Source organism: Hansschlegelia zhihuaiae (assembly GCF_004103825.1).
Classification (GTDB): domain Bacteria; phylum Pseudomonadota; class Alphaproteobacteria; order Rhizobiales; family Methylopilaceae; genus Methylopila; species Methylopila zhihuaiae.
The window spans coordinates 139,743-151,031 of the sequence record NZ_RYFI01000009.1; the positions used below are offsets into that span (position 1 = coordinate 139,743).

Consider the following 11,289-nt stretch of genomic DNA (forward strand, 5'->3'; position numbering starts at 1 on the left):
CTACTCCACGACGTTGGACGGCTTGCCCGCGACGAAGTTCTCGATGTTGTCGACGAGCTGGTCGGCCAAGATCTGCATCGCCTCCTTGGACGCCCATGCGACGTGCGGCGTCACGATCAGGTTCGGCAGGTCCTGTTCGACCAGGATGTTGCCGTCCTTCGGAGGCTCCTTGGCGATGACGTCAAAGCCCGCGCCGCCGATCTCGCCCGACTTCAGGGCGTCGACCAGCGCCTGCTCGTCCACCAGACCGCCGCGCGCGGTGTTGATGAGCAGCGCGTTCTTCTTCATCTTCTTGAACTGTTCCGCGCCGAACATGTTGCGCGTCTTGTCGGTCAGCGGAACGTGGATGGTGATGACGTCGGACTGCGTCAGCACGGTCTCGAAATCGACCAGCTCAGGACTGTCATAGACGTCATAAGCCAGCACCTTCATCTCGAGGGCCTTGGCGCGCTTGGCGATCGACTTGCCGATCGCGCCATAGCCCACGATGCCGAGGGTCGAGCCCGCAATGTCGTAGATCGGGTAGTCGAAGTAACAGAACTGGCTCGATTTCGCCCAGTCGCCACGCTTCACCGAGTTCGCGTAAGGCACGATCGCGCGCCTGAGCGCGAACATCAGCCCGACGACATGCTCCGGAACCGTGTTGAAGGCGTAGTTCCGGATGTTGGAGATCGTGATCCCCTGCGCCTTGGCGGTCGGCTTGTCCACGATGTCGGTGCCGGTCGCCGCGACCGCGATCAGCTTGAGCTTCGGCAGCTGCTTCAGCACGTCCGCGCTCATCGGGACCTTGTTGATGATCGCGATGTCGGCGTCCTTCAGACGCTCGACGATGTCCTCCGGCGTCCAGGTCGACTCGTACTCGGTGTAGTCGTGCTCGAAATTCGGCTTGCGGACGTTGGCGTCGACGCTTTCGCGGTCGAGGAAAACGATCTTCTGCGTCATGGGCGACCCCCTTATTGGGCCGGCGGCGTCGAACCCCCGGCCAGGTTCAGGCGAAAGGCATATGGCGCGCCACGAGCGCCGGACATCGGCCGGACGTCAAGCCCGCTCCGAGGTCCGGCGCCCGAACGTGGCGCGTCAGGCCGCCTTGGGGGTAGTCGCCTGCTTCTCGATCGGGTTGTCGCGCAGATACTCCTGCGCCGCGCCGACGCCGGAGCCGGCTTTGATCTTCACGCCATTGTCGAGCATCGACATCTCGGCGCCCGCGATCGCGCCCAGCAGCATCAGTTCGTTCAGGTCGCCGATATGGCCAATGCGGAACACCTTGCCCGCGACCTTCGAGAGCCCGGCGCCGAGCGCCAGATTGTAGCGGTCATAGGCGTGGCGGATGATCTTGGCGGCGTCGATCCCCTCCGGCGCCATGATCGCGCTCACCGTGTCGGAGTGCCAGCGCGGCGACTTCGCGCAGAGCTTGAGGCCCCAGGCGTCGACCGCAGCGCGCGTGGCCGAGGCCAGCACGTGATGGCGGTGGAAGATGTTCTCCAGCCCTTCGTCCTCGATGCAGGCGAGCGACTCGCGCAGGCCATGCAGCAGCGGGGTCGCGGGCGTGTAGGGGAAGTAGCCCGAGGGGTTGGTGTTGATTTGGTCCTGGAAGTCGAAATAGACGCGGTTGAGCCTGGCGTTCTTGCGGACGTTCAGCGCCTGCTGGCTGACGCAGACGACGCCGAGGCCGGCCGGCAGCATCAGGCCCTTCTGCGAGCCGCTCACGGCGCAGTCGACGCGCCATTCGTCGAAGCGGAAATCGATCGAGGCGAGGCCTGACACCGAGTCGACGAACAGCATGGCGGGGTGCTTGGCCGCATCCATCGCCTTGCGGATCGCGCCGATGTTCGAGGTGACGCCGGTCGCGGTCTCGTTGTGCACGACCATGACGGCCTTGATCTCATGCGCCTTGTCGGCGACGAGGGCCTCCTCGATCTTCTCCTCATGGGCGCCCGTGCCCCACTCCTCCTCCTGGACGACGACGTCGAGGCCGAGACGCTGGGCCATGTCGGTCCAAAGATGCGAGAACTGGCCGAATCGCGCGGTCAGCACCTTGTCGCCGGGGGCGAGGGTGTTGCAGAGCGCCGCCTCCCAGCCGCCGGTGCCCGACGACGGGAAGATGAAGACCTGGCCGTCCTTGGTCTTGAAGACCTTCTTCAGGCCCTCATAGAGCGGCTTGGTCAGATCCGGGAAGATCGGCGAGCGATGGTCCTCCTGCGACACGACCATGGCGCGGAGCACGCGCTCGGGCACGTTGGTCGGGCCGGGGACGAACAGGAAATTGCGACCGGGGCGTCTCGCCATTGTTTCCTCCTTGGAGCGTTCTTGGCGCATATAATAGACTGAAGTCACAATTTCTCTATGCGACAGCTAGTCACGCGAACTGGCGGCCTAGAGTTTCAGCCAATCTGTCATCGCCATTCAGAAAAGATGCTTAGTCCGTGATAGACCGACATCCATACTTGTGCAGGATCGTTCGATAGACGTCTTCTATCGAACTAGACTTCAATTCGTGAGCGACCCGGATCGAAGCCCCCCGGGGCCGCGGCCCGCGGCGAACTTACGTCAATCCCCACATTTTAGAAGGGTCCGGCGGCGGAAAGCAAAGTTTCAGCTCGGAGCGCCGAGGCGCTCGAGCGGTCGCACGACGCCCATCAGGGCGCCATAGGGCGCAAGAAGCAGAGCGGCCCCCGCCGCCTTCACGACGAAGTCGAACACCGCAAGGCTCGCCCAGAGCGGCGCCTCGACGAGGCCGAACAGCATGACGGGCGCGGACATCGCCTGGTCGCCCGCGAAGGCGAGCGAGAAGAACAAAGCGGTGTCGGCCGCCGAACCTGCGAGGCTCGCGGCGAGCGGCGCGCGCCACCAGGCGACTCTCCTCAGCTTTGAGAACACCGCGACGTCGAGCAGCTGGCCGACCAGGAAGGCGGTTCCCGAGGCGAGCGCGATCCGCGGCGTCGACAGCACGAGCGACAGCGCGACCGCGAGCGCGAAGCCGACATAGACCGCCCTGCGCGCGGCCTCCGGTCCGAAGCGGCGGTTGGTGAGGTCGGTGACCAAAAAGGCGACCGGATAGGCGAAGGCGCCCCAGGTCAGCTTGTCGGCGAGGCCGAAGGCCTCGACGGGCACGCGCACCAGCGCGTTCGACGCCGCGACGACCACAGTCATCGCGACGATGGGCAGGATCAAGTCTCTGAGAGTCGCGACCGGCGCGGCGCCGGTTCGCGGATCGTTCAGGACGCGGCCTGCTGGCTCTCGCCGGCCGAAGCCTTGTCGCCAGCCTTGGCGATCTTGCGCTTCAGCTCGCGCGCGCCCTGGCTGAGCTGCAGCTCGGAAGCCTTGGCCAGGAACGCGTCGAGGCCGCCGCGATGTTCGACCGAGCGCAGGGCGTTGGCCGAGACCCTGAGGCGGACCGAACGGCCGAGCGTCTCGGAGATCAGCGAGACCTGCACGAGGTTCGGGCGGAAGGTCCGCTTGGTCTTGTGGTTCGAATGGCTGACCTTGTGGCCGGTCAGAACGGCCTTGCCGGTCAATTCGCAACGCCGCGACATGGCGCACTCCTGAAACGTTCCGCCGCACGGCCCGCGACGTCGGGCGTCCGCCCCGGCGCGCCGCCGGTCGGGCGTCAAAGCCCGCGGACCATGAAAGAGAAGGCGGCGCTATAGATGAGAGCCGGTCGAGCGTCAAGAAAGCGGCCGGCCAAAAACGCCTGCGGCCCGGTCGGACGCCGCATGGTTAACCGCCCGTGAACCATAGCGGGCGCAGCCTCACAATGGACTGAATCTCGGCTACGCTCGATGCCCGACGCCGGACGACCGGCAGACAGCCCGAGGGCCGCCGAACTTCGGACGCCGCCCGAGCGAGATCACGCAGACACGACATGATCACACACCGTCGGGCCGGTAGGCCCCTTCCCCTTCGCTCCGCCGCGACGCTGACGCTCGCGGCCGCCGCAGGCCTCTGCGCGACCGCGCCGGCCTCCGCCGAGACGCGCGTCCGCGCGCGCTACGAGGTCACGCTCTCGGGCTTCGAGATCGGGACGGCGACGATGCAGACCGGCATCAATCGCGAGACCTACGACATCAATTTGTCGATCCGCATGACCGGGCTCGCGCGCTTCTTCACCGGCGGCAAGGGCGCGGCGACGGCGCGCGGAGGCCTCCACGACGCCCGCGTCGTCCCGACGGCCTACGCGCTCAACACGCGCGCCAACGACAAGGGCCAGATCGTCCGGCTCGCGCTCGCGGGCGGTTCGGTGCGCCAGCTCTCGGTCGAACCGACGCCGAAGACCCGGAACGTCGTGCCGGTGAGCGACGCCGACAAGCGCGGCGTGCTGGACCCGTTGAGCGCGATCATGATGCCGGTCGCGGGCTCCGGCGACCTGCTGGCCGAGAGCTCCTGCAACCGCACCCTGCCGGTGTTCGACGGACGCGCGCGCTACGACATCGCGCTGCGCTACGACCGCACGGAGATCGCCAAGCCCAACACCGAGAACAACGCCGATCCAAAGGCCAAGGGCGGCTACGAGGGCAAGGTCCTCGTCTGCAAGGCGAGCTACAGGCCGATCTCCGGCCACCGTCCCGACAAGGACAACGTGAAGTTCATGGAGTCCAACAAGGAGATGGAGGTCTGGCTCGCGCCGATCGCCGGCGCCGGCGCGCTCATGCCCTGGAAGATCTCGGTGCGCACCCAGATGGGCCTGGCGGAGATCACCGCGACCTCCTTCGTGGTCGACAGCGACGGCATGCGCGCCTCGCGCGATCAGTAGGCGCCGCCCCGCGTAGAAGGGTCGCAGGTCCCCGCCGCGCGTCGTCGCCGATCGGACCGACACGGACTCAACCCATTGGAACGAATCAGGAATCTGGCTGAGGTCGGCGATTCGGCCCCGGTTCGTTCCGCGGCCGTTCCCAAATCCCTCGGCCGCCCCCTGTCGCTCCGGACCGGCCGAGGATTTAAGGAAGCCTTTATGAGCGACGTCGCCGAACTCGCGCCGGCGCCGGCGTCCGAGATCCTGCAGCCCGCGCGCGGTCGCGGCGTCACGGCGGTGCTCGGGCCGACCAACACCGGCAAGACCCATCTCGCGATCGAACGGATGGCGGCCCATGGCTCCGGCCTGATCGGCCTGCCGCTGCGCCTGCTCGCGCGCGAGGTCTATGGCCGGCTCGTCGACAAGGTCGGGCCCGAAAAAGTCGCGCTCGTCACCGGAGAGGAGAAGATCAAGCCCGCCGGCGCCCGCTACTGGGTCGCGACCGTCGAGGCGATGCCGCGCGACCTCGACGTCGATTTCCTGGCCGTCGACGAGATCCAGCTCGCCGCGGACCTCGACCGCGGCCACGTCTTCACCGACCGCCTGCTCAACCTTCGCGGCCGCTACGAGACGCTCGCGCTCGGCGCCGCGACCATGCGGCCGCTGGTCGAGAAGCTTCTGCCCGGCGCGAACGTCGTGACGCGGCCGCGGCTGTCGAACCTGCTGTTCGCCGGCGAGAAGAAGATCTCGCGGCTGCCGCGCCGCTCGGCGATCGTCGCCTTCTCGGCCGAGGAGGTCTACGCCATCGCCGAGCTGATCCGCCGCCAGCGCGGCGGCGCGGCGGTGGTGCTCGGGGCGCTCAGCCCGCGCACCCGCAACGCCCAGGTGGCGATGTATCAGAGCGGCGACGTCGACTATCTCGTCGCGACCGACGCCATCGGCATGGGACTCAATCTCGACGTCGACCATGTCGCTTTCGCGGGCGACCGCAAATTCGACGGCCACCAGTTCCGCCGGCTGAACCCGTCCGAAATGGCGCAGATCGCCGGACGCGCCGGGCGCCACCTCAAGGACGGCACCTTCGGCACCACGGGCCGCTGCCCGCCCTTCGAGCCCGAGCTGGTCGAGCGGCTGGAGAGCCACGCCTTCGACAGCGTCAAAGTTCTGCAGTGGCGCAACCGCGCCCTCGACTTCGCGTCGCCCGAGGCGCTGATCGACAGCCTGTCGCGCCCGCCGGCCGAGACCGGCCTGACCCGCGCGCCCGACGCCGACGACGTCAGGGCGCTGATGAGTCTCGCGCGCGACCCGGCCGTCAGGCGCGGCGCAAGGGGCCGGGCCGAGGTCGCGCTGCTGTGGGACGTCTGCCAGGTCCCGGACTACCGCAAGATCGCGCCCGCTCAGCACACCGAACTTCTCGCAGACCTCTATGGTTTTTTGAGCCGGCCGGGTAAGGTCCCGACCGACTGGTTTGCGCGGCACGTCGCGACCTGCGACCGGACCGACGGCGACATCGACACGCTTTCGGCCCGGATCGCGCATATCAGGACTTGGACCTTCGTCGCGAACAGACCCGACTGGCTCGACGATCCGGACCATTGGCAGGGAGTGACCCGCGGCGTCGAAGACCGGCTCTCCGACGCCCTGCACGACCGCCTCGCCCACCGCTTCGTCGACCGGCGCACCAGCGTGCTCATGCGCCGCCTCAGGGAAAACGACATGCTCGAAGCCGAGATCGACAAGGACGGCTCCGTTCGCGTGGAGGGCCACCATGTCGGCCGCCTCGCGGGGTTCCAGTTCGCCCCCGACGCCGCCGGCGACGGCCCCGACGGCCGCGCCCTCCGGACCGCCGCCGCGAAGGCCCTGGCCGGCGAGATCGAGACGCGCTCCGAACGCTTCGCGAATTCGGGCGACGGCGACCTGGTGCTGGCCTCCGACGGCGCCGTGCGCTGGCAGGGCGAGTTGGTCGGCAAGCTCGTCAAGGGCGACAAGACGCTCACGCCCCGCATCCGCGTGCTGGCGGACGAGCAGCTCACCGGCGAGGCGCGCGAGCGCGTCGACCGACGGCTCGACCAGTGGATCCGCGGCCATGTCCAGAAGCTGCTCGGGCCGCTGGTCGCGCTCGATGCGGCCGAGGACGTGACCGGCGTCGCGCGCGGGGTCGCCTACCAGCTCGTCGAGGAGCTCGGGGTCCTCGACCGCGCGCGCGTCGCCGAGGAGGTCAAGAGCCTCGAGCAGACCGCGCGAGCGGCGCTCAGGAAGCACGGCGTGCGCTTCGGCGCGCATCACATCTATCTGCCGCTCTTGATGAAGCCCGCCCCGCGCGCGCTCGCGGCGCAGCTCTGGGCGCTCGCCCATGACGTCGAGGCCGAGGACGGCGCCGCCGACGCCGCGCATCTCGCGGCCGCCGGCCGCACCTCGATGCCGGCCGACCCCAAGGTCGACAAGGGGATCTATCGCGCGCTCGGCTACCGGGTGTGCGGCGCGCGCGCGATCCGCGTCGACATCCTGGAGCGGCTCGCCGACCTGATCCGCCCGGCGATCGCCTGGAAGCCCGGCCAGCCCGGAACGCCGCCGCCCGGCGCGGCCGACGGCAACGCTTTCACGGTGACGGTCGCGATGACCTCGCTCGCCGGCTGCTCGGGCGAGGATTTCGCCGCGATCCTGAAGGCGCTCGGTTACCGCATGGAGCGCCGCCCGAAGCCGCCGGCCGCGGCCGCCGTGGAGGCCGCTCCGTCGGCGCCCGTCGACGCTTCCGCGAAGCCGGAAGCCGATGCCGCCGAGGCGATCGCCTCCGAAGCGGCGTCGACCGAGGGCGGCGAAGCGGCCGCCGAGATCGCTGAGGGGCGGGCCGAGGCCGTCGAGGCGGCGATCGCGGCGGAGCCGGAGGCCGACGAGGCGCAGGCGACCGGGGAATCGCCGGTGTTCGACGCCGGCGCGGACGCGCCCCCGCTACTCGATCCCGCGGCGTCCGACGAGGTTCCGGCCGAGACGGAGGCCGATCCGATAGCGGCCGAGGCGCCGCAGGAGAGGACGGCCGAAGAAGCCGAAAGCGCCGCCGAAGCGACGGCCGAGATCGCCGAGGACGCCGTCGCCGACGCCCCGGCCGCAGAAGACCCGGCCCCGCCCGCCCTCGCGTCCGAGGCGGCGGCGGACGCCGCGCCGGCGGAGCCCGAATTCATCGAGGTCTGGCGTCCCGGCGGCTTCGGGCGTCGCGACCATCAGGCCCGGCCGCCGCGCGGGCGCGATGCGCGCCGCCCCGAGGGCCGGCAGGACGGTCGCCAAGAGGGTCGTCAAGAGGGACGGCGCGAGGGCCGCCAGGCCCCGCCCGGCGCGGGCGACGCCCGGGGGCCGGTCCGCGAGCGGCAGCATTCCGGCCGCCCCGGCGGCGGGCCGGGCGAGGCGCGCGGCGACCGTCCGCATCGCGGCGGTCCCCGGCGCGACGGCCGCGGGCCGGGATCGCGTCACGGCGGAGGGCCGCGTCCCGACGGTCGCCCCGTGCGCGACGAACGCCCCGCCCCGCAAGCCGCGAGGCGGCCCGAACGCGCCCCGGACCCGGACTCGCCCTTCGCCAAGCTTGCGGCGCTGAAGGCGCAGCTCGAGCAGGGCGCGAAAGGCGGCCAGAAGGCCGCCGACGACCGGGGCTCCTCGCGGGATTCCAACCCGGGTCGGGAGCCCAACGCCGACGCCTGAGCGGCGCCCTGCGGAGGCCGAAGGTCAGGGCTCGGCGCGGATCGACGTCTGGCTGTGGCGCGCCCGCGTGGCGAAAACCCGCAGCCTCGCGGCCAAGCTCGCGCAGTCCGGCCATGTCCGGCTGAACGGCCGGCGGATCGACGCGGCGGCCCGGCAGGCGCGGGTCGGCGACGTGCTGACGATCGCGCTCGAGCGCACGGTGCGGGTCCTCAGGATCGCGGCGCTCGGGGACCGGCGCGGCCCCGCCGCGGAGGCGCGAGCGCTTTACGAGGAGCTCGGCCCCAAGCCGGCCGACGGCCAGGACTGACCGCTGCGCGGACCGGCGAGGCGGAGCAAGGGCGAGCCCTTGCGCCCCCGGGGCGGCTTCGCTACGTGCACGTCACGAAAACGGGAGACGCCGATGACCTATGTGGTCACCGATAACTGCATCCGCTGCAAGTACATGGACTGCGTCGAGGTCTGCCCCGTCGATTGCTTCTACGAAGGCGAGAACATGCTCGTCATTCATCCTGACGAGTGCATCGACTGCGGCGTGTGCGAGCCCGAATGCCCCGCCGAGGCGATCAAGCCGGACACCGAGGCCGGTCTTGAGTCCTGGGTCAAACTTAACGGCGAATACGCGCGGAGCTGGCCCAACATCACGATCAAGCGGGACCCGCCGGCCGACGCCAAGGAGTATGACGGCAAGCCGGACAAGCTCGAGAAATTCTTCTCTCCAGAGCCGGGCGAAGGCGACTGATCGGAAGCTCACGACGTTTCGTCGGATTGGTGATCGCGCGCCCCGAACGGCGTGTTCTCATTGATTTTTCCGACCGTTCATGTTACATGACACATCACGGTCGATAATGACGCCGCGCCGCCCCGGAGAGGGCGGATATTTCTGGCGCTTCCTTCGCAACTGACAGCTCCGATGACGCTGGGCGCGCTCGGCGCGCGAAGTCGTCGTCGCCGCCAGGAACCCGCGACGCGAACCGCGGCGGACTCCGCCGCGCGCGCCTTCGACCGGAGCGCCGGCCCAAGGGCCGGGATGTGTCGAGAGTTCCGACCGCGAGGTCCGGAGCGCAAGGAGTGCGGATCGGAATGACCACCAAGAAGACGCCGCAGGGCAAGCACGGTTTCAAGACAAACGAGCATGTCGTCTATCCGTCCCACGGCGTGGGACGGATCGTCGCGATCGAAGAGCAGGCGATCGCGGGCCACACGCTCGAGCTGTTCGTCATCTCCTTCGAGAAGGACAAGATGACGCTGCGCGTGCCCGTGGCCAAGGTCGCGTCCGCCGGCATGCGCAAGCTCTCCGAGCCCGATCTCGTGACGAAATCGCTTGAGACGCTGACCGGCCGCGCGCGCGTCAAGAAGACGATGTGGAGCCGCCGCGCACAGGAATACGAGGCGAAGATCAATTCCGGCGATCTGATCTCGATCGCCGAGGTCGTGCGCGACCTGTTCCGCGCCGACACTCAGCCCGAGCAGTCCTACAGCGAGCGCCAGCTCTATGAGTCTGCGCTCGACCGCATGATGCGCGAGGTCGCGGCGGTCCAGAAGCTCACGGACTCCGAGGCGCAGAAGCTCATCGAGGCGCAGCTCGCCAAGGGTCCGCGCCGCGGCGGCAAAGCCGACGAGGCCGAAGCCGAAGAGGCCGAGGCCCAGGACGAGGCCGCCTGAGGCGATTCTCGCTCCGCCGCCCGCATGCTTCGGAAGCCCGGCCTCGCGCCGGGCTTTTTTTTGGCCGCGCTTGTGGCGCGAAGCCGGAAGGACAAGGGGCGAACCGCCACGATCACGGAACCGTGAACGAAAATTCCCAGACGGCGCCCGTCCTTTTTCCGCTTTCCCGCGTTTGGACACCGTGAGCGCCGTCCCAGAACGGCTTTCGTGGGGAGTGTCCTGATGTCCCAAATGGCTGGTGTGCGCCGCCGTTTCGTCCGCGCCGCGATGGAGGCGCCCTTCCTTGAAAGAGACGAGGAGCACCAGCTGGCGGTCCTCTGGAAGGACAACAAGGACGAGGTCGCTCTGCACCGCCTGGCGGCCGCCCATATGCGGCTCGTGATCGCGATCGCGGCGCGCTTCCGCCATTACGGGCTGCCGATGCCGGACCTGATCCAGGAAGGCCATGTCGGCCTGCTGGAGGCCGCGGCCCGCTTTGAGCCGGAGCGCGAGGTGCGGTTCTCCACCTACGCCACCTGGTGGATCCGCGCCGCCATCCAGGACCATATCCTGCGCAACTGGTCGATCGTGCGCGGCGGCACCAGCTCGGCCCAGAAGGCGCTGTTCTTCAATCTCCGCCGGCTGCGCGCGCGCCTCAGCAAGAATGGCGAGGCCATGTCGCCAGGCGTGCTGCACGACAAGATCGCCGAGGCCGTCGGCGTCTCGGTCAACGACGTCGCGCTGATGGACTCGCGGCTCTCCGGTCCGGACATGTCGCTCAACGCCCCGATGATCGACAGCGATCCGAACTCCTCCTCCGAGCGCATGGACTTCCTGGTCGACGGCGCGCCGCTGCCCGACGAGACGGTCAGCGAGTCGATCGACACCGAGCGCCGCGTCCGCTGGCTGCGCGCCGCGCTCGACGTGCTCAACGAGCGCGAGCTCAAGATCGTGCGCGCCCGCCGGCTGGCGGAGAGCGCCGTGACCCTCGAGGCGCTCGGCGAGAAGCTCGGCATCTCCAAGGAGCGCGTCCGCCAGATCGAGAACCGCGCGCTCGAGAAGCTGCGCCGCGCGCTGGTCGAGCGTCATCCGCAAGAGGCCGTCGGCGCGCTGCAGTGATTGCGGGCGGGTCGCATTGCGATCCCAAACCGCGGAGCCGACGCGCGGGAACCGACCCGCCCGCCGGCCCGTTCCAGTCGCCAAGCATGGCGGCGGCGCGGCCCGGCCGC

10 protein-coding genes are annotated in these 11,289 nt (G+C 69.3%); 6 read left to right on the forward strand and 4 right to left on the reverse strand.

All coding sequences use genetic code 11. The features are described from left to right. The 4 genes from EK403_RS11065 to rpmB form a co-directional block, all read right to left on the reverse strand. The gene (locus tag EK403_RS11065) at positions 1-942 is read right to left on the reverse strand and encodes a D-2-hydroxyacid dehydrogenase (RefSeq protein WP_128777550.1); all 942 of its coding nucleotides are present in this window, start codon (positions 940-942) and stop codon (positions 1-3) included. 135 nt (positions 943-1,077) lie between these two features. After that, positions 1,078-2,286, reverse strand: a complete 1,209-nt coding sequence (locus EK403_RS11070) for an aminotransferase class V-fold PLP-dependent enzyme (protein WP_128777551.1) — start codon at positions 2,284-2,286, stop codon at positions 1,078-1,080. Positions 2,287-2,592: 306 nt separating this feature from the next. Further along, positions 2,593-3,150: a queuosine precursor transporter gene (locus EK403_RS11075; protein ID WP_128777590.1), complete on the reverse strand. Its 558-nt coding sequence runs from the start codon at positions 3,148-3,150 to the stop codon at positions 2,593-2,595. A gap of 65 nt (positions 3,151-3,215) precedes the next feature. Next, the gene (gene rpmB / locus EK403_RS11080) at positions 3,216-3,533 is read right to left on the reverse strand and encodes a 50S ribosomal protein L28 (protein WP_128777552.1); all 318 of its coding nucleotides are present in this window, start codon (positions 3,531-3,533) and stop codon (positions 3,216-3,218) included. Positions 3,534-3,862: 329 nt separating this feature from the next. Here rpmB and EK403_RS11085 point away from each other — a divergent pair, with 329 nt between their 5' ends. From EK403_RS11085 to EK403_RS11110, 6 genes are all read left to right on the forward strand, one after another. Further along, complete coding sequence (locus tag EK403_RS11085; RefSeq protein ID WP_128777553.1) at positions 3,863-4,750, forward strand: DUF3108 domain-containing protein; 888 nt, start codon at positions 3,863-3,865, stop codon at positions 4,748-4,750. A gap of 198 nt (positions 4,751-4,948) precedes the next feature. Then, positions 4,949-8,419 (forward strand): helicase-related protein, encoded by a 3,471-nt coding sequence (locus tag EK403_RS11090; protein WP_128777554.1) that lies wholly within the window; start codon positions 4,949-4,951, stop codon positions 8,417-8,419. Positions 8,420-8,459: 40 nt separating this feature from the next. After that, positions 8,460-8,726, forward strand: coding sequence for an RNA-binding S4 domain-containing protein (locus EK403_RS11095; RefSeq protein ID WP_245479647.1), 267 nt, complete (start codon positions 8,460-8,462; stop codon positions 8,724-8,726). Positions 8,727-8,819: 93 nt separating this feature from the next. After that, entirely contained in the window at positions 8,820-9,158 is a 339-nt protein-coding gene (gene fdxA, locus EK403_RS11100) for a ferredoxin FdxA (RefSeq protein WP_128777556.1), read from the forward strand. 341 nt (positions 9,159-9,499) lie between these two features. Beyond that, complete coding sequence (locus EK403_RS11105; RefSeq protein WP_128777557.1) at positions 9,500-10,081, forward strand: CarD family transcriptional regulator; 582 nt, start codon at positions 9,500-9,502, stop codon at positions 10,079-10,081. 222 nt (positions 10,082-10,303) lie between these two features. Beyond that, entirely contained in the window at positions 10,304-11,179 is an 876-nt protein-coding gene (locus tag EK403_RS11110; RefSeq protein ID WP_128777558.1) for an RNA polymerase factor sigma-32, read from the forward strand. The last annotated feature ends 110 nt before the right edge of the window (positions 11,180-11,289 follow it).

Coding starts and splice junctions, on each gene's coding strand:
- EK403_RS11065 (WP_128777550.1), bottom strand. CDS start 942: ATGACGCAGAAGATCGTTTTCCTCGACCGCGAAAGCGTCGACGCCAAC.
- EK403_RS11090 (WP_128777554.1), top strand. CDS start 4,949: ATGAGCGACGTCGCCGAACTCGCGCCGGCGCCGGCGTCCGAGATCCTG.
- EK403_RS11075 (WP_128777590.1), bottom strand. CDS start 3,150: ATGACTGTGGTCGTCGCGGCGTCGAACGCGCTGGTGCGCGTGCCCGTC.
- EK403_RS11110 (WP_128777558.1), top strand. CDS start 10,304: ATGTCCCAAATGGCTGGTGTGCGCCGCCGTTTCGTCCGCGCCGCGATG.
- EK403_RS11085 (WP_128777553.1), top strand. CDS start 3,863: ATGATCACACACCGTCGGGCCGGTAGGCCCCTTCCCCTTCGCTCCGCC.
- EK403_RS11105 (WP_128777557.1), top strand. CDS start 9,500: ATGACCACCAAGAAGACGCCGCAGGGCAAGCACGGTTTCAAGACAAAC.
- rpmB (WP_128777552.1), bottom strand. CDS start 3,533: ATGTCGCGGCGTTGCGAATTGACCGGCAAGGCCGTTCTGACCGGCCAC.
- EK403_RS11070 (WP_128777551.1), bottom strand. CDS start 2,286: ATGGCGAGACGCCCCGGTCGCAATTTCCTGTTCGTCCCCGGCCCGACC.
- fdxA (WP_128777556.1), top strand. CDS start 8,820: ATGACCTATGTGGTCACCGATAACTGCATCCGCTGCAAGTACATGGAC.